This window comes from Stenotrophomonas genospecies 3 (assembly GCF_054473855.1).
Window position 1 is genome coordinate 109902 of the sequence record NZ_JBTMUR010000010.1, and the last position, 16193, is coordinate 126094.

Sequence of the window (16193 nt, forward strand, 5' to 3'; positions counted from 1 at the left end):
GCGTGCCGCGCGCGCGCGCCGGCCAGGTCCCTTCCGGCCAGCGGCCGGTACAGCTGCTGGCCGGGCACGGTGCTGCCCGTGGCGCGGCGATGGGCCGGGCGCGGGTGCGCCTGCCACATGCGCTGGAAGTGGCCGAGCAGCGCGTCGCCGCCCATCAGGTCGAGGCCGAGCTGGCCCGCCTGCACCGCGCGGTGGATGCCGCGCGCACCGAAATGCACGAACTGCGACAGCGCCTGCATGGCGCCCTGAACCAGGAAGTGGGCGAGTTCCTCGACCTGCATGCCCTGCTGCTGGACGACCCCGAGCTGTTGTTCGGGCTGGACGAACTGATCCGCAGCGGCCCCTACAGCGCCGGCTATGCGTTGCGCCTGCAGCGTGACCGCCTGGCCAAGGTCTTCGATGGCATGGACGATGCCTATCTGAAGAGCCGCATGGACGACCTCGACCATGTGATCGGCCGCATCCACGCCTTCCTGCAGCCCGAACGCCCGGAGGTGATGAAAGGCCTGGCCGGTGAAATCCTGGTCTGCGACAACATCGCGCCCTCCGAGCTTGCCCAGTTGCAGGCGCAGGGCGTGGTCGGCATCGTCACCGCCGCCGGCAGCGCGCTGTCGCACAGTGCGATCCTGGCGCGCAGCCTGCACCTGCCCTTGATCGTCAACGTGCCGCAGCTGCTCAGCCGCATCGCCGATGGCGACGTGCTGATCATCGATGGCGCCGACGGCAGCATCACCGCCAACCCGCAGGCCGACAACCTGCGCGACTACCGCGCGCGCCTGAAAGAACATGCGCGCGAGCAGCGCGAGCTCGGCCGCCTGCGCAGCAAACCCAGCCGTACCCGCGACCAGGTCGACATCGCCCTGCTGGCCAATGCCGAATCGCTGGAGGACGTCACCCAGGCGCATGCGCTGGGCGCGCAGGGGCTGGGCCTGTACCGCACCGAATTCCTGTTCCTGCAGCGCAACGAGCTGCCGGACGAAGAAGAACAGTTCCAGACCTACCGCGATGCCGCGTTGGGCATGAGCGGGCGACCGGTCACCATCCGCACGCTCGATCTGGGCGCGGACAAGGCCGACCGCACCGGCCTGACCCTGAGCAACGAAGAAAACCCGGCCCTGGGACTGCGCGGCGTACGCCTGTCGCTGGCACGGCCCAAGGTGGCCGACACCCAGCTGCGCGCGATCCTGCGCGCCTCGGCCTACGGCAAGCTGCGCGTACTGGTGCCGATGGTCAGCACCCGCGAGGAACTGCTGGCGGTGCGCCGACGCATGCTCAAGCTGACCGAGCAGCTGCGCAGCGAAGGCCACATGGTGTCCGACCATGTGCCGCTGGGGGCGATGATCGAGGTGCCCGCTGCGGCGTTGGCGCTGGAGAGCTTCATCGACCTGGTCGACTTCCTGTCGATCGGCACCAACGACCTGGTGCAGTACCTGCTGGCCGCTGACCGCAACAACGAGGCACTGGGCGAGCTGTATTCGCCGCTGCATCCGGCCGTGCTGCGGTTGCTGCAGATGGTGATCGAGACCGGCGCGCGGCATCGCATTCCGGTGGCGGTCTGCGGTGAGATGGCCGGTGATGCACGGATGACTCCGCTGCTGCTGGCGCTGGGCCTGAGCGAATTCAGCCTGCACCCCGGCACACTGCTGGAGGTGCGCCGCGCGATCCGCGAGGCCGACCTGGCCGCGCTGCGCGCGCGCGCACCGAAGCTGCTGGCCGCACGCGACCGTCGCGCGATCGAGCGCTGGCTGGCGCTGGTGGCGGATACGCCCTGAGCGCCAAGGGTAGTGCCGGCCGCTGGCCGGCAACCTCATGGCCTTCGATGGGGCCGCTTGCCGGCCAGCGGCCGGCACTACCACCGCCCGGCGGCTATGCGTTGAAACATCCCCTTGCGATAATGACGCGCTGAACACCCCTGTTGCCGCATCCTTGCCGGGATCGCGGCTTTTCTTATCCCGCGGGAGCTGCGATGGCTGAAGCTGTACGCCACGACAAGACTGCGCGCCAACTGCGGATGCTGTCCGACGCACTGGACAGCGGTCGGCTGGGCCCGGTGCGCCGCCTGGTCAACACCCTGGCCCCGGCCGAGATCGGCAACCTGCTCGAATCGCTGCCGCCGGGCAAGCGCGAGGTGGTCTGGGGCCTGGTCGATCCGGAAGATGACGGTGAGGTGCTGGTCCACGTCGGCGACGACGTGCGCGAGAGCCTGCTCGCCGACATGGACCCGGACGAGATCATCGCCGCGGTCGAAGACCTGGACATCGACGATCTGGCCGACCTGGTCGAAGACCTGCCGGACACGGTCATCGACGAAGTCCTCAAGTCGATGGACCGCGAGAACCGCGAGCGCCTGGAGCAGGTGCTGTCCTACCCCGAGGACAGCGCCGGCCGCCTGATGAACCCGGACGTGGTGACCGTGCGCGCCGACGTCAACGTTGACGTGGTGCTGCGCTACCTGCGCCTGCGTGGCGAACTGCCCGACCACACCGATCATCTGTTCGTGGTCAGCCGTCGCCATCAATACCTCGGCCGGGTGTCGCTGGCGGCACTGGTGACCCACGAGGACACCACCCCGATCAACCGCCTGATCGACGACGAGCAACCGGCGATCGATGTCGGCGAAAGCGACCAGGAGGTCGCCCGCCAGTTCTCCGACCATGACTGGATCTCCGCGCCGGTGGTGGACGACAACAACATCCTGGTCGGCCGCATCACCATCGATGACGTGGTCGACATCATCCGTGGACAGGCCGAGCACCAGGCGCTTGGCGCCGCCGGCCTGGACGAGGACGAGGATCTGTTCAGCCCGGTCTGGCGCGCCATGCGCCGCCGCCTGATGTGGCTGTCGGTCAATCTGTGCACGGCATTCCTGGCGTCCAGCGTGGTCGGCCACTTCGAGGGCACCATCGACAAGCTGGTGGCGCTGGCGGTGCTGATGCCGATCGTCGCCGGCCTCGGCGGCAATGCCGGCACCCAGGTGCTGGCGCTGATGGTGCGCGGCCTGGCGCTGGGCCAGGTGGGCGCCTCCAACGCGCGCACGCTGCTGTGGAAGGAAGTGCGGGTCGCCTTGTTGAACGGCGTGATGCTGGGCTCGGTACTGGGCCTGATCGTATTGGCCTGGTTCCATTCACCCGGACTGTCGGCGGTGATCGCCATCGCGCTGACCTGCAACCTGCTGTTCGCCGCGTTGGCCGGCGTGCTGGTGCCACTGACCCTGAAACGCTTCGGCTTCGACCCGGCGCTGGCCAGCGGCATCTTCCTGACCGCCGTGACCGACTCGATGGGCTTCTTCACCTTCCTCGGCCTGGCCACCCTGGTGCTGCTGCACTGACCGCATCAAGGATCGGGCCCCGCCAAGCGGGGCTCGGACCCCACTCAACGGGAACACCCATGGCAACAACGATAGAAAACTACTTCCAGCCCGGCTGGCGCGACCAGCAGCACACCTGCCCGGCCTGCGAATGGAAGGGCAGCTCGCGTGCCATGGAGATGGAGCTGGACGAGGACGCCACCGAGTACGACTGCCCGGTCTGCGAGAACCCACTGCTGGTGGTGCTGCATCCGGATATGGCGCAGGTGCAGGCTGCGGCCGCCGAAGGCAATGCCGAGGCACAGGAGCAGCTGGACATCATCGCCAGCTTCCCGCGCCCGCAGTGACGCGGCGCATGATGCCGGGCCGACGTTGGCGGACTACGATGCAGGCGTTCTCGCCGCTTCGGAAAACCCCATGGTCCGTTTGCTGTCGCGCTGGCTGCCATTGCTGGCCCTTCTGATGATGAGCGGTTGCACTTCGCTGCCGGACAGCGCGCGTGGCCGCTTCGAAGCACGTGCGGTGAAGGTGGACGGGCACACGGCTTACTACCAGGTGTTCATTCCCGCGGGCCTGCAGGCCCGCAGCCCTGGTGGGCAGACGCCCGCAACCTCCAACGTCCCGGTCATCCTGTTCCTGCACGGTTCGGGCGAGCGCGGCGCCGATGGTATCAAGCAGACCCACGCCGGGCTGGGGCCTTATCTGCGCGAGCATCCCGACTTCCCTGCCCTGGTGGTGTTTCCACAGGTACCGGGCCATGAGGAATGGAGCGGCCGCAACAACCGTGCGGCCGTTGCCGCGCTGGACGCGACGATCGCCGAATTCGGCGCCGACCCGGCACGGCAGTACCTGACCGGCATGTCGATGGGCGGCTACGGCAGCTGGAACATCGCCCTGGACGACCCGCGCCGCTTTGCCGCGATCGTCCCCGTGTGCGGCGCAGTACTTGCACCACGCGCAAAGCGTCCGACCCTGTTCGTCGAGCAGGTCGTCCAGGAAACCGATCCGTATGCCGTGATCGCGCAGCGCCTGCAGCACACGCCGGTCTGGATCTTCCACGGCGCGCTGGACGACGTGGTGCCTCCGGATGACGACCGCAGGCTGCACAGCGCATTCCAGAGCGCCGCTGCACGCGACGTGCGCTACACCGAGTACCCGGAAGGCAATCACAATGCCTGGGACGCTACCTACGCCGACCCGGCAATGTGGGCGTGGCTGTTCGCGCAGAAGCGCTGAACCGCAGTTTCTCGTAGCTGCCAACCTTGGTTGGCACTGACTGCTCTGGTAGTTGCCAACCTTGGTTGGCATTGACTGCTCCGGTAGTTGCCAACCTTGGTTGGCATTGACTGCTCCGGTAGTTGCCAACCTTGGTTGGCATTGACTGCTCTGGTAGTTGCCAACCTTGGTTGGCACTGGCCTACCTGAAACCAAGCCATTCCCCGATGTTCACTGGAAGCAGGCCCATCCATGCTTGCTCCATGCAGAACACACGTCTCCTGCTCGGTCGTCGCTCCAGCGTCGGCCTCAGCTATATCCTCACCACAGTCGTCCATGACCGCGCACCGCTCTTCACCAACGCCGCAGTGGCCGCCTTGGCAGTGCGCGAATTCCAGCGACTTGATCAGGAAGGCTTCACCCGCTCGATTGCCTACGTGGTCATGCCCGACCACATTCACTGGCTGGTCGAACTGCGCGCCGGGTCACTGGAAACCGTCATGAAGCGTTTCAAGTCGCGCACAGCCCAGCAGGCAAACCGGCTGCTGGGGCGAGTCGGGCGCTTCTGGCAGGCCTGCTATCTCGATCATGCGATCCGCTCGGACGAATCGTTGCACCGACATGCGATGTACCTGATGGGAAATCCGATCAGGGCCGGGCTGACGTCGCGGTTGGGGCAATATCCCCATGCATGGTGCGAATGGGAGCTTGGGGCATCATGTGATCTGCCCGATGACATGAGCTCCGGTGGATAGTGCCAACCAAGGTTGGCATCTACCAAAGCGGTGCGCGGACAAGCCGAGCGGTGAGTGTGTCAACCAAGGTTGACACCCACCAGAGCGGCGATCAGCCCAGCAGCGTTTCCAGCACGGCCATGCGCACGGCGACGCCGTTGGCGACCTGGCGCAGCACCCACGACTGCGGGCCGTCGGCCACCTCGTCGGTCACTTCCACGCCGCGGTTGATCGGGCCTGGATGCAGCACCGCGGCATCCTTGCCGGCGCGGGCCAGGCGTTCGTTGGTCAGGCCGTACTGCGCGTGGTACTGCTCCAGCGACGGCACCAGGCCTTCTTCCATGCGCTCGCGCTGCAGGCGCAGCATCATCAGCGCGTCGACGCCTTCCAGCATCGCGTCGAAATCATCACCGACCACGCAGCCCTTCAGGGTCTCGTCGTCCGGCAGCAGCGACTTCGGGCCGCACACGCGGATCTCGCCCACGCCCAGCGTGCGCAGCGCATGCAGGTCGGTGCGGGCCACGCGCGAGTGCTTCACGTCGCCGACGATCACCACTTTCATCTTCGAGAAATCCGGGCCCTTGGCCTGGCGCAGGGTCAGCATGTCCAGCAGGCCCTGGGTCGGGTGCGCGCTGCGCCCGTCACCGGCGTTGATCAGTGCAGTGCCCTCACCCGCTGCCTCGGCCAGTGCGGCCACGGCGCCATCATCGGGGTGGCGCACCACGAAGCCGCGCACGCCCATCGCCTCCAGGTTGCGCAGCGTGTCGCAGGCGGTTTCGCCCTTGCGCGTGGACGAGGTCGATGCATCGAAGTTCAGTACGTCGGCGCCCAGGCGCTGCGCGGCCAGCTGGAACGAGCTGCGGGTGCGCGTGGACGGTTCGAAGAACAGCGTGCACACCGCCGAACCGGCCAGCACGTGGCGCTTGTTGCCGACACGACCGACCGCGGCGTCGCGGATCTGCCCTGCCCGGTCAAGCAGCTGCAGCAGGGTGTCGCGCGGAAGGCCTTCGAGGGTCAGCAGGTGGCGCAGGCGGCCGGAGGCATCGAGTTGCTGGGCGGTCATGGCGGTGTCGGGCAGTCAGGGAATGGGGGTGGCGTCGTCCGGCGACGACAGCCAACGGTCGATGATCACCGCCGCGGCAACGGCATCGAGGGCGGCCGCATCACGGCGGCGCTTGCGCCCTTCGGCGCGCTCGACAGCGAAGCGGCGGGCGGCCTCGACCGAGCTGGAACGCTCGTCGATCATCACCACCGGCAGCTTGAAACGTTCCCGCAGCTGGCGGGCAAAGCCCTGCGCGCGCTTGCGGTTGGGCTGGTCCTGGCCGTCCAGGGTCAGCGGGTCGCCGACCACCAGGCCGTCGGGCTTCCATTCCTTGAGCAGGCGTTCGATCGCGGTCCAGTCCGGGCCGTTGCCGTGCACATCGACCACCGCCACCGCGCGCGCATGCGCAGCGAAGGCACTGCCGATGGCCACGCCGATACGCCGCGAGCCAACATCGAAACCCAGAACGGTGCCATCACGGCGGATGGCCGGGGCAGCAGAATCCGGCGCGGGCGCGATGGGCTCAGACATGGCCGCTGTAGTCGGTCAGCCGGAACAGGTCCACACCGATACGCGAGGCTGCACCCTGCCAGCGCTGCTCCAGCGGCAGCTGGAACACCAGCTCGGCGTCGGCCGGTACGGTCAGCCAGCTGTTCTCGGACAGCTCGCTTTCCAGCTGCCCTGCACCCCAACCGGCACAGCCGAGGGTGACCACGGCATTGGCCGGGCCTTCGCCGCGCGCCATCGCTTCGAGGATGTCGCGCGAGGTGGTCAGGTACAGGCCGTCGCCCACGGTCAGGCTGGAATCCCACGCCCGCGCGTCGTCATGGATGACGAAGCCGCGCTCGGGATGCACCGGGCCGCCGTTGAGCACCATGCGCGCCTGGAGGTCGCCATCACCGGTGGTGATGTCCATCTGCGCAAGCACTTCGCCCAGCGTGTACTCGGAAGGCTGGTTGACCAGCACGCCCATCGCCCCGTTCTCGTCGTGCTGGCAGATCAGCGCGACGCTGCGGGCAAAGGTCGCGTCGAGCAGCGACGGCAGCGCGACGAGCAGGTGATCGGCAAGGGAAGTCGGCGTAACAGGCATGGCCCCATTCTACCTGCTGGGGGCGGGATGGTCGCGCGATGGTGCCGAACCGCGATGGGCTAGGATGGTGCTTTGCCATGGAAGGTCATCGATGCAGTCTTCATCGCCCCTGACCCTGCCGGCACGCAGCGCCATCGTCCTGATCGCGCTGCTGCAGGGCCTGATGCTGTATGCCGCACAGGAGCTGTCCGATGCGTGGCCGTTCCGCGATATCGGCTGGCGCTACTGCTGGTATGCCTGGGTGCTGGCCATTCCCAGCGCGGTGGCGCTGAGCCTGGTCGAGCTGGGCCAGCGCCGCCTGTGGCTGCAGGCCGCGCTCGGCTCGGCGGTGGTGCTGGCGCTGGCCGCCTGGATCGGCTGGAACCTCAACGGCGAGACCGCACTGGAATCGGGCGCGCTGCAGTTCCCGCTGACCGTGGGCATGGCCGTAGCAGTGTTCGTGGCCCTGCCCTGGTGGCAGTTCCAGCTGCAACACGGGCATTGGCGCGCCAGCTATCCGGAGCTGTTCGAGCGCGCCTGGCAGAACGGCCTGACCCTGGCCCTGGCGGCGCTGTTCACCGGGCTGACCTGGCTGCTGCTGTGGCTGTGGGCGGCGCTGTTCCAGCTGCTCGACGTGACCATCTTCCGCGACCTGTTCCGGCAGGACGCGTTCATCGCGCTGGCCACCGGCAGCCTGGCCGGGTTCGGCGTGCTGATCGGGCGCACCCAGCACCGCGCGATCCAGATCACCCGCCAGGTGCTGTTCGCGATCTGCCGCGGGCTGCTGCCGCTGCTCTCGTTCATCGCCGTGCTGTTCGTGCTGAGCCTGCCGCTGACCGGGCTGGAGCCGCTGTGGAAGACCCGCTCGGCCGCCAGCCTGCTGCTGGTGCTGTCGCTGCTGCTGGTGTCATTCACCAATGCGGTCTACCAGCAAGGCGACGACACCGCGCCCTACCCCGTCGTGCTGCGCCGGCTGGTCGAGGCCAGCCTGCTGGCGCTGCCGGTCTATGCGGTGCTGGCGCTGTATGCACTGGGCCTGCGCGTGGTGCAGTACGGCTGGACCCTGGACCGCTTCTGGGCGGTGCTGATCGCGTTGGCCGTGGCCGGCTATGCACTGGGCTACGCGCTGGCGGTAGTGCGCCGGCAGGGCCGCTGGCTGCAGACGCTGGAGCCGGTCAACCGCTGGATGTGTTGGGCGGTGCTGGCACTGGCATTGCTGGGCAACTCGCCGCTGCTGGACCCGGTGCGGCTGACCCTGTCCAGCCAGTTGGCGCGCCTGCGTGCGGACCCGCCAGCGATCACCAGCAGTGACGTCAACGTGCTGCGCTTCGATCTTGGGCGCCGTGGCGTGCAGGCGCTGCGCGAGCTGCAGCGTGATCCGGCCATCACCGCCGATGCCAACGCGCCACAGGTGATCGCTGCCGCGCTGGCACGTACCTCGCGCTGGGACGATGGACAGCGCCTGGACAAGGGTCTGCAGGACGTCGCCGCCCTGCAGCGCGCGCTGAAGCTGGCCAAGGGATCCAGCTCGCCACCGGACGATTGGTGGCAGGCACTGGCCACCCGCGCGATCAATGGCGAATCCTGCGCCCAGAGCGAGCGCGACTGCCTGATCGTGCATCGCGACCTGGATGGCGACGGCAACGCCGAGGTACTGCTGTGCGAGCTGTACACCCACCGCGGGCCGGACTGCGTGCTGTACGCACGTGGCAGGGATGCCCAGTGGCGCCGCGCCGGTTCGCTGTTCGGTGCCGCCAGCGGCCAGGCCGAGGCGATCAACCAGGCCCTGCGTGACGGCAAACTCACGCTTGTGCCACCGCGCTGGCCGATGCTGTCCATCGGCGGGCGCCCCGCGGTGGCCATCGATCCCGAACCCGAATCCAACGAGTCTTCTCCATGAGCGGTTACTGCCTCATCGCCCCGGGCCATCCGGTGCACGACTACTACCACGCAAACGAATACGGCTTCCCGCAGCGTGACGAGCGCGAGCTGTTCGAGCGGCTGGTGCTGGAGATCAACCAGGCCGGGCTGAGCTGGGAGACCATCCTGAAGAAGCGCGAGGGCTTCCGCGCGGCCTATGACGGCTTCGATGTGGATCGGGTTGCAGCCTACGCCGAGCAGGACATCGAACGGCTGCTGTCGGACGCGGGCATCATCCGCAACCGGCTGAAGGTGCTGGCGGCGATCCACAACGCACAGGTGATCCAGCAGCTGCGGGCCAGCCACGGCAGCTTCGCGGCGTGGCTGGACGCGCACCATCCGCGCAGCAAGGCCGACTGGGTGAAGCTGTTCAAGAAGACGTTCCGCTTCACCGGCGGCGAGATCACCGGCGAATTCCTGATGAGCCTGGGCTACCTGCCCGGTGCGCACGCCGAGGACTGCCCGGTGCATGCGCGGCTGCTGACGCTGTCGCCGCCGTGGTTGCAGGCCTCCCGGTAGTGCCGGCCGCTGGCCGGCAGCCTCGGAATGCTGCAGGTGTTGCCGGCCAGCGGCCGGCACTACCGTCGAATCGTCACACGCCCATGTAACGGCCCGGGCGGTGGTTGAACATCAGCACCAGGCTGAGCACCACCGCGCCGATCGCCGAGTACAGCACCTTCGACGGCGACAACACGAAGAACGCGGCCACCATCAGGCAGGCGTCGTAGGACATCTGCACCTTGCCCGCGCTCCAGCCACGGGTGCGCTGCAGGTACACCGCCAGGATGCCGATACCACCGAGGCTGGCACGGTGCCGGATGAAGAACAGGATGCCCAGGCCGGACAACGCACCACCGACGATCGCCGAATACAGCGGGTTGATGTGCGAGAAATCGATCCAGCGCGGCAGCAGGTCGGTCAGCACGCCACAGGCGGTGACCGCGGCGAAGGTCTTCAGGGTGAATTCCCAGCCCATGCGCCGCAGCGCCACCCAGTAGAACGGCAGGTTGACCAGCACGAACACCAGGCCGAAGTTCCAACCCATTGAGTAGTGCAGCAGGAAGGCCATGCCGGCCATGCCGCCGATCATCAGCCCACCCTTGGCGAAGATGGCCAGGCCCAGCGAGGCCACCATCGTGGCCAGCACCATGCCCTGCACGTCCTCGGCGATCGAGTGGCGCAGCGCTTTTTCGTCGGCGGTGGTGCCGGCACTGTCGGGCGGCGGGGTCAGCGGACCAGCGGTGACCAGGTGGCCGTCAGCGTCGTCGCACGGCGCGGGGCCATGGGCGGGAAGGGACATACGGGTGGGGGAACAGCAGGTGGGGAGCGATATTAGACACGATCTGCATGACAGTTGCAGATGAAATCGTTCAGCTGCGATCGCCCATTCAGGTTATTCCGGAGGCGTCACCGGCAGCACGGCCAGCATGTCCTCGCCATCATCGTCCATGCCGGTCTCGACGAAACCGAAGCTGCCATAGAAGGCGCCCGCCACCGGATTGCGCGGGTTGTAGCAGATCTCGATCTCGGCCAGGCCGGGCGTGTCCCGGATCTGCGCCAGCGCCAGTTCCAGCGCGCGCCGCCCGATGCCACGCCCCTGCCAGCGCTGATCGACCATGAAGCGCCAGATCGAGATGCGCTGCGGCGTCTCCGGCACCCACATGAAGAACCCGACCAGCTCGCCATCGGCCTGGATGGCGCGGGTCTGGTAGCCGGGATGGAATGCGGCCTGCACCAGCGACCAGGTATTGCCGGCGACGAAATCCTGCTGCGCCTCACTGACGTCGAGGTCGCACACGGCTTCGTAGTTGTCGACGGTGATCGCGTCCAGCGTGACCTGCATGAGGGCGTCCTGCCTCGGGATGAACGCCCAGTCTGCCTGACCCCGGAGGCCGTGTAGCCTGACCCCCACACGACCGTTCAGCGCCGGGTTGCCTGCTCAGCCCTTTCCGGCCAGATGGTGCGCCACCAACGCGTTGGCGTGGCCATGGCCCAGCCCATGCTCGCCTTTCAGGAAACTGACCAGCTCCATGTGTTTCAGGCCCTTCTTGCCGGCCAGCAGGCCGAACCAGTGCGCCACCGGCTGACCGTAGGTCTTCTCGATGGAGGGGAAGTACGAGGCCGGGCCTTTCGGCTTGGTGTCAGCGCTCATGTGCAGCTCCCGTTGAAGTCATTCATTCGACGAACCACAGTCCCTGAAATCGACATCCCCACACGCCTACACAGAATGGGGTCGGAGCCGTTCCAACAGCTCGCGGGAAAATGTCGAAGGCGGGGCGGCTCAGGGTGCGGGGGCGTGAGCGCCATGGATGGCGCGACCGAGGCTACATGGACGTACTTGCGCCGTCCCCCGCAACCTGAGCCACCCCGCCTCCCCTCAGGAAGCCAGCTTTTGACGTTGCCATTGACGTTGTTTCGGCGGGTGCCGGGCGCAGCCCGGCCGTATCATCCCGTCATGCCCCGTGAAAATCTCAACGACCTGCAGGCCTTCGTCCACGTTGCCCGCGAAGGCAGCTTCACCCGGGCCGCCGCCCAGCTGGGTGTCTCCCAGTCCGCGCTCAGCCATGCCATGCGCGGCCTGGAAGAGCGCCTCGGCGTGCGCCTGCTGACCCGCACCACCCGCAGCGTGTCCACCACCGAAGCCGGTGCGCGCCTGCTCGAGACCCTCGCCCCGCGCCTGGCCGAGATCGAGGACGAACTGGCCGCACTGGCCGAGTACCGCGAACGCCCGGCCGGCACCATCCGCATCAATGCCACCGGCCATGCCGCCGAATACATCGCCTGGCCGCGGTTGGCGCCATTGCTGCAGCAGTACCCGGACCTGAAGGTGGAACTGGCTGCAGACTACGGGCTGGCCGACATCGTCGCCGAGCGCTACGACATCGGCATCCGCCTCGGCGAACGGTTGGCGCGCGACATGATCGCGGTACCGGTCAGCCCACCGCTGCGCATGCGCGTGGTCGGTGCGCCCAGCTACTTCCGCCAGCATGTGGTGCCACGGCATCCGCACGACCTGGCCAACCACAACTGCATCACCCTGCGCCTGCCTACGCATGGCGGACTGATGCCGTGGGATTTCGGCCAGGACGGCAACGAACTGAGCGTGCGCGTGACCGGTCAGTGGACCTTCAACACCATGGGCATGACCCGCGCGGCTGCACTGGCCGGCAGCGGGCTGGCCTGGCTGCCGGAAGACCAGGTGCAGCCGATGCTGGACGATGGCCGCCTGCAATCCGTGCTGGACGATTGGTGCCCGCACTTCGATGGCTACTACGCGTATTACCCGTCACGCCGCCACGTCACCGTGGCGATGCGGACGGTGCTTGATGCGCTGCGCGGGCCGATGGGGAGTTGAGGAGTGCGGACCAACGGTCCGCACCCACCACCAACGGTCCGCACCCACCTGGCGGTCAGCCCTTGGCCTGCGCCGCGCGCTGCGCGTTGTAGCGCTCACCGACAATCGACACTTCGTCCAGTGCCTGCGCGATGCGCTGCAGGTCCTCCGGTGCCAGCTGCAGGTCGGCCGCGCCCAGGTTCTCTTCCAGGCGATGGACTTTGGTCGTGCCCGGAATCGGCACGATCCACGGTGCCTGCGCCAGCAGCCAAGCCAGCGCTACCTGCGCCGGCGTCGCGCCACGTGCGGCAGCGATCGTGCTGATGCGGTCAACCAGCGCCTGGTTGGCACGACGCGCCTCCACTTCAAAACGCGGTACGGTGTTGCGGAAGTCGTTGGCGTCGAAGGTGGTATCGGCGTTGATCGCGCCGGTCAGGAAGCCACGGCCGAGCGGGCTGAAGGGCACGAAACCAATGCCCAGTTCCTGCAACGTCGGCAACAGTTCGCGCTCCGGCTCACGCCACCACAGCGAGTACTCGCTCTGCACGGCGGCCACTGGCTGCACCGCATGCGCACGGCGAACGGTCGCGGCGCTGGCCTCGGACAGGCCGAAGTGGCCTACCTTGCCCTCGGCGATCAGGTCGCGAACGGTGCCAGCGACATCTTCGATCGGCACGTTGGGGTCGACGCGGTGCTGGTAGAACAGGTCGATATGGTCGGTGCGCAGGCGCTTGAGGCTGGCCTCGGCCACCGCGCGGATGTTCTCGGGACGGCTGTCCAGCCCGGTATCGACGCGCGCATCCTTGAAGCCGAACTTGGTGGCGATCACCAGCCTGTCGCGGTACGGCGCCAGCGCCTCGCCGAGCAGGTCTTCGTTGGTGTAAGGGCCGTACACTTCGGCGGTGTCGAAGAAGGTCACGCAACGCTCGACGGCGGCCTGCAGCAGGGCGATGCCCTGGCCCCGCTCCACCGGTTGGCCGTAGCCATGGCTCAGGCCCATGCAGCCCAGGCCGAGGGCGGAAACCTTCAGGCCACTGCGGCCGAGTTCACGTGTCTGCATCGTCGTGCTCCAGAGGGGGAGCGCTGACGATACGCCTGCAGAGCCCACGGATTGAATGGGCAGCATTGCAGTTGGTCATGACTGGAATTCATCAATGCGCGGAGCCGCCCGCCCGTAGCGTCGAGCTTGCTCGACTCGACAAGAACAGTCGAGCAGGCTCGACGCTACGGAATACCCAGGTCACCGGATCTCGGAGATCTCCACGCCATCCAGCCCCTGCGACAGGGTGCGGGCGTCGCCGCCCTGGCTGAGCTTGATGCGCAGGCGCACTTCGTTCTGCGAATCGGCGTAGCGCAGTGCGTCCTCGTAGCTGATCTCGCCCGCCTGGTACAGCTCGAACAGGCTCTGGTCGAAGGTCTTCATGCCCAGCTGGACCGAGTCCTTCATCACTTCCTTCAGCTTGTGGATCTCGCCGTCGCGGATGTAGTCCTGCACCAGCGGCGTGCCCAGCAGGATCTCCATCGCCACCTTGCGCGAGCGGCCATCGGGCGACGGCACCAGCTGCTGCGCGACCACGCCCTTGAGGTTCAGCGACAGGTCCATCAGCAGCTGGTTGCGGCGGTCTTCCGGGAAGAAGTTGACGATGCGGTCCATCGCCTGGTTGGCGTTGTTGGCATGCAGGGTGCACAGCACCAGGTGGCCGGTTTCCGCGAACGCGATGGCGTGGTCCATGCCTTCGCGGGTACGCACCTCGCCGATCATGATCACGTCCGGCGCCTGGCGCAGGGTGTTCTTCAACGCGGCTTCCCAGCTGTCGGTATCGATGCCGACTTCGCGCTGGGTGATGATGCAGCCCTCGTGCTTGTGCACGAATTCGATCGGGTCTTCGATGGTGATGATGTGGCCAGTCGAGTTCTGGTTGCGGTAACCGATCATCGCCGCCAGCGAGGTCGATTTACCGGTACCGGTGGCACCGACGAACAGGATGATGCCGCGCTTGGTCATCGCCAGCGTCTTGATGATCGGCGGCAGGCTCAGCTCTTCCACGGTCGGAATGCGCGTCTCGATGCGACGCAGCACCATGCCGACCTGGTTGCGCTGGTAGAAGCAGCTCACGCGGAAGCGGCCGACGCCGGACAGGCCGATGGCGAAGTTGCACTCGTGGGTCTTCTCGAATTCCTCGCGCTGCGCCGGGGTCATCACGTTCAGGACCAGGTCGCGGCTCTGCTGCGGGGTCAGTGGTGTCTGCGTGATCGGCGAAATCTTGCCGTTGACCTTCATCGCCGGCGGCATGCCCGCGGTGATGAACAGGTCCGAGGCGCGCTGGTGCGCCATCAGCTTGAGGAACGAAGTGAAATCGATGGTGGTCGCGGTGGTGTTCACGGCGGGCTCCCAATGGGGCATGTACCAGGAAACGGTCGGAGGCGGAAACGGCGCGGAAACGGCGGCGCACTGGCGCACGCCGTCCCGTTGCGGCCCCGCCTTACTCGAACAGGCGCTTGTCCTTGGCGTAGTCGCGGGCCTGGTTGCGGGTGATCAGGCTGCGCTTGACCAGGTCCTGCAGGTGCTGGTCCAGGGTCATCATGCCGTACTGCTGGCCGGTCTGGATCGCCGAGTACATCTGCGCCACCTTGTCCTCGCGGATCAGGTTGCGGATGGCCGGGGTGCCGACCATGATTTCCCACGCAGCGGTACGCCCGCCACCGACCTTCTTCAGCAGCGCCTGCGAGATCACCGCACGCAGCGATTCGGACAGCATCGAACGCACCATCGGCTTTTCGCCGGCCGGGAACACGTCGATGATACGGTCGATGGTCTTGGCCGCCGAGCTGGTGTGCAGAGTGCCGAACACCAGGTGGCCGGTTTCCGCGGCGGTCAGTGCCAGGCGGATGGTTTCCAGGTCACGAAGTTCGCCGACCAGGATGATGTCCGGGTCCTCACGCAGTGCCGAGCGCAGCGCTTCGTTGAAGCCATGCGTATCGCGGTGCACTTCGCGCTGGTTGATCAGGCACTTCTGCGAGGTGTGCACGAATTCGATCGGATCCTCGACGGTGAGGATGTGGCCGTATTCGTTTTTGTTGATGTAGTCGATCATCGCCGCCAGCGTGGTCGACTTGCCCGAGCCGGTCGGGCCGGTCACCAGGATCAGGCCCTGCGGCTGCTGGATCACTTCGCGGAACAGCGGCGGGCAGGCCAGGTCCTCGAGGGTGAGCACCTCGGACGGAATGGTACGGAACACCGCACCGGCGCCGCGGTTCTGGTTGAACGCGTTGACACGGAAGCGCGCCAGCGACGGGATCTCGAAGGAGAAGTCCACTTCGAGGAATTCCTCGTAATCGCGGCGCTGCTTGTCGGACATGATGTCGTACACCAGCGCGTGGACCTGCTTGTGGTCCAAGGCTGGGATGTTGATCCGGCGCACGTCGCCGTCCACGCGGATCATCGGCGGCAGGCCTGCGGACAGGTGCAGGTCGGACGCTTTGTTCTTTACGGAAAACGCCAACAGCTCGGCGATATCCATGAGCGGCTACTCCCCAATAACGGCTTCGACTGGAAGGATCTTTCCCCGGGC

The 16193-nt window shown here is 67.0% G+C and carries 17 protein-coding genes; 8 read left to right on the forward strand and 9 right to left on the reverse strand.

Annotation, left to right across the window (positions count from 1 at the left end; translation table 11 throughout):
• Positions 1-2: 2 nt before the first annotated feature.
• The 5 genes from ptsP (at position 3) to ACX9OT_RS14595 (ending at position 5277) form a co-directional block, all read left to right on the forward strand.
• A complete protein-coding gene (gene ptsP, locus ACX9OT_RS14575; protein ID WP_049462132.1) occupies positions 3-1772 on the forward strand; it encodes a phosphoenolpyruvate--protein phosphotransferase in 1770 nt (589 codons plus the stop codon).
• Between the two features lie 194 nt (positions 1773-1966).
• Positions 1967-3328 carry a magnesium transporter gene (gene mgtE / locus ACX9OT_RS14580; RefSeq protein WP_010483662.1) on the forward strand — a complete coding sequence of 454 codons (1362 nt, stop codon included), beginning with the start codon at positions 1967-1969 and terminating at the stop codon, positions 3326-3328.
• A gap of 59 nt (positions 3329-3387) precedes the next feature.
• Positions 3388-3654, forward strand: coding sequence for a hypothetical protein (locus ACX9OT_RS14585; protein ID WP_010483664.1), 267 nt, complete (start codon positions 3388-3390; stop codon positions 3652-3654).
• A gap of 70 nt (positions 3655-3724) precedes the next feature.
• Complete coding sequence (locus tag ACX9OT_RS14590) at positions 3725-4543, forward strand: carboxylesterase family protein (protein WP_107431674.1); 819 nt, start codon at positions 3725-3727, stop codon at positions 4541-4543.
• Positions 4544-4785: 242 nt separating this feature from the next.
• On the forward strand, positions 4786-5277 hold the full coding sequence (locus tag ACX9OT_RS14595) for an REP-associated tyrosine transposase (protein WP_459002663.1): 492 nt from the start codon (positions 4786-4788) through the stop codon (positions 5275-5277).
• A 91-nt stretch (positions 5278-5368) separates the two neighbouring features.
• Here the strand turns inward: ACX9OT_RS14595 and ACX9OT_RS14600 are convergent, their stop codons facing one another.
• The 3 genes from ACX9OT_RS14600 to ACX9OT_RS14610 are packed head-to-tail and all read right to left on the reverse strand — an operon-like array spanning position 5369 to position 7388.
• Positions 5369-6319 (reverse strand): aspartate carbamoyltransferase catalytic subunit, encoded by a 951-nt coding sequence (locus ACX9OT_RS14600; protein ID WP_459002665.1) that lies wholly within the window; start codon positions 6317-6319, stop codon positions 5369-5371.
• Positions 6320-6334: 15 nt separating this feature from the next.
• Entirely contained in the window at positions 6335-6829 is a 495-nt protein-coding gene (ruvX, locus tag ACX9OT_RS14605) for a Holliday junction resolvase RuvX (protein WP_049400682.1), read from the reverse strand.
• A complete protein-coding gene (locus tag ACX9OT_RS14610) occupies positions 6822-7388 on the reverse strand; it encodes a YqgE/AlgH family protein (RefSeq protein ID WP_005408377.1) in 567 nt (188 codons plus the stop codon). Before ACX9OT_RS14610 ends, ruvX begins: the two co-directional genes overlap by 8 nt.
• Before the next feature lie 91 nt (positions 7389-7479).
• Between ACX9OT_RS14610 and ACX9OT_RS14615 the strand changes: the two genes are divergently transcribed.
• Positions 7480-9267, forward strand: coding sequence for a DUF4153 domain-containing protein (locus tag ACX9OT_RS14615; RefSeq protein ID WP_459002668.1), 1788 nt, complete (start codon positions 7480-7482; stop codon positions 9265-9267).
• Complete coding sequence (locus tag ACX9OT_RS14620; RefSeq protein WP_049400680.1) at positions 9264-9806, forward strand: DNA-3-methyladenine glycosylase I; 543 nt, start codon at positions 9264-9266, stop codon at positions 9804-9806. The genes ACX9OT_RS14615 and ACX9OT_RS14620 overlap by 4 nt, the downstream gene beginning before the upstream one ends.
• Before the next feature lie 73 nt (positions 9807-9879).
• On the opposite strand, the gene ACX9OT_RS14625 is transcribed toward ACX9OT_RS14620, so the two are convergent.
• The 3 genes from ACX9OT_RS14625 to ACX9OT_RS14635 all read right to left on the reverse strand — a co-directional run bounded on the left by ACX9OT_RS14625 (position 9880) and on the right by ACX9OT_RS14635 (position 11439).
• On the reverse strand, positions 9880-10587 hold the full coding sequence (locus ACX9OT_RS14625) for a YitT family protein (protein ID WP_032130182.1): 708 nt from the start codon (positions 10585-10587) through the stop codon (positions 9880-9882).
• A 93-nt stretch (positions 10588-10680) separates the two neighbouring features.
• Entirely contained in the window at positions 10681-11130 is a 450-nt protein-coding gene (locus tag ACX9OT_RS14630) for a GNAT family N-acetyltransferase (protein WP_049421544.1), read from the reverse strand.
• Between the two features lie 96 nt (positions 11131-11226).
• Complete coding sequence (locus tag ACX9OT_RS14635) at positions 11227-11439, reverse strand: DUF4287 domain-containing protein (protein ID WP_414577778.1); 213 nt, start codon at positions 11437-11439, stop codon at positions 11227-11229.
• A gap of 303 nt (positions 11440-11742) precedes the next feature.
• On the opposite strand from ACX9OT_RS14635, the gene ACX9OT_RS14640 reads away from it, so the two are divergent.
• Positions 11743-12642 (forward strand): LysR family transcriptional regulator, encoded by a 900-nt coding sequence (locus tag ACX9OT_RS14640; protein WP_049463612.1) that lies wholly within the window; start codon positions 11743-11745, stop codon positions 12640-12642.
• 55 nt (positions 12643-12697) lie between these two features.
• Here the strand turns inward: ACX9OT_RS14640 and ACX9OT_RS14645 are convergent, their stop codons facing one another.
• From ACX9OT_RS14645 to ACX9OT_RS14655, 3 genes are all read right to left on the reverse strand, one after another.
• Positions 12698-13681 carry an aldo/keto reductase gene (locus tag ACX9OT_RS14645; RefSeq protein ID WP_459002672.1) on the reverse strand — a complete coding sequence of 328 codons (984 nt, stop codon included), beginning with the start codon at positions 13679-13681 and terminating at the stop codon, positions 12698-12700.
• Between the two features lie 180 nt (positions 13682-13861).
• The gene (locus tag ACX9OT_RS14650) at positions 13862-15004 is read right to left on the reverse strand and encodes a PilT/PilU family type 4a pilus ATPase (RefSeq protein WP_005408369.1); all 1143 of its coding nucleotides are present in this window, start codon (positions 15002-15004) and stop codon (positions 13862-13864) included.
• Positions 15005-15104: 100 nt separating this feature from the next.
• Positions 15105-16142, reverse strand: coding sequence for a type IV pilus twitching motility protein PilT (locus ACX9OT_RS14655; RefSeq protein ID WP_006422551.1), 1038 nt, complete (start codon positions 16140-16142; stop codon positions 15105-15107).
• Between the last annotated feature and the right edge of the window lie 51 nt (positions 16143-16193).

What these genes read in the sequence shown, in the direction of transcription:
- ACX9OT_RS14635 (WP_414577778.1), bottom strand. Translation starts at nt 11,439, where the DNA reads ATGAGCGCTGACACCAAGCCGAAAGGCCCGGCCTCGTACTTCCCCTCC.
- mgtE (WP_010483662.1), top strand. Translation starts at nt 1,967, where the DNA reads ATGGCTGAAGCTGTACGCCACGACAAGACTGCGCGCCAACTGCGGATG.
- ACX9OT_RS14645 (WP_459002672.1), bottom strand. Translation starts at nt 13,681, where the DNA reads ATGCAGACACGTGAACTCGGCCGCAGTGGCCTGAAGGTTTCCGCCCTC.
- ACX9OT_RS14655 (WP_006422551.1), bottom strand. Translation starts at nt 16,142, where the DNA reads ATGGATATCGCCGAGCTGTTGGCGTTTTCCGTAAAGAACAAAGCGTCC.
- ACX9OT_RS14600 (WP_459002665.1), bottom strand. Translation starts at nt 6,319, where the DNA reads ATGACCGCCCAGCAACTCGATGCCTCCGGCCGCCTGCGCCACCTGCTG.
- ACX9OT_RS14585 (WP_010483664.1), top strand. Translation starts at nt 3,388, where the DNA reads ATGGCAACAACGATAGAAAACTACTTCCAGCCCGGCTGGCGCGACCAG.
- ACX9OT_RS14630 (WP_049421544.1), bottom strand. Translation starts at nt 11,130, where the DNA reads ATGCAGGTCACGCTGGACGCGATCACCGTCGACAACTACGAAGCCGTG.
- ACX9OT_RS14620 (WP_049400680.1), top strand. Translation starts at nt 9,264, where the DNA reads ATGAGCGGTTACTGCCTCATCGCCCCGGGCCATCCGGTGCACGACTAC.
- ruvX (WP_049400682.1), bottom strand. Translation starts at nt 6,829, where the DNA reads ATGTCTGAGCCCATCGCGCCCGCGCCGGATTCTGCTGCCCCGGCCATC.
- ACX9OT_RS14615 (WP_459002668.1), top strand. Translation starts at nt 7,480, where the DNA reads ATGCAGTCTTCATCGCCCCTGACCCTGCCGGCACGCAGCGCCATCGTC.
- ACX9OT_RS14595 (WP_459002663.1), top strand. Translation starts at nt 4,786, where the DNA reads ATGCAGAACACACGTCTCCTGCTCGGTCGTCGCTCCAGCGTCGGCCTC.
- ACX9OT_RS14640 (WP_049463612.1), top strand. Translation starts at nt 11,743, where the DNA reads ATGCCCCGTGAAAATCTCAACGACCTGCAGGCCTTCGTCCACGTTGCC.
- ACX9OT_RS14590 (WP_107431674.1), top strand. Translation starts at nt 3,725, where the DNA reads ATGGTCCGTTTGCTGTCGCGCTGGCTGCCATTGCTGGCCCTTCTGATG.
- ACX9OT_RS14625 (WP_032130182.1), bottom strand. Translation starts at nt 10,587, where the DNA reads ATGTCCCTTCCCGCCCATGGCCCCGCGCCGTGCGACGACGCTGACGGC.
- ACX9OT_RS14610 (WP_005408377.1), bottom strand. Translation starts at nt 7,388, where the DNA reads ATGCCTGTTACGCCGACTTCCCTTGCCGATCACCTGCTCGTCGCGCTG.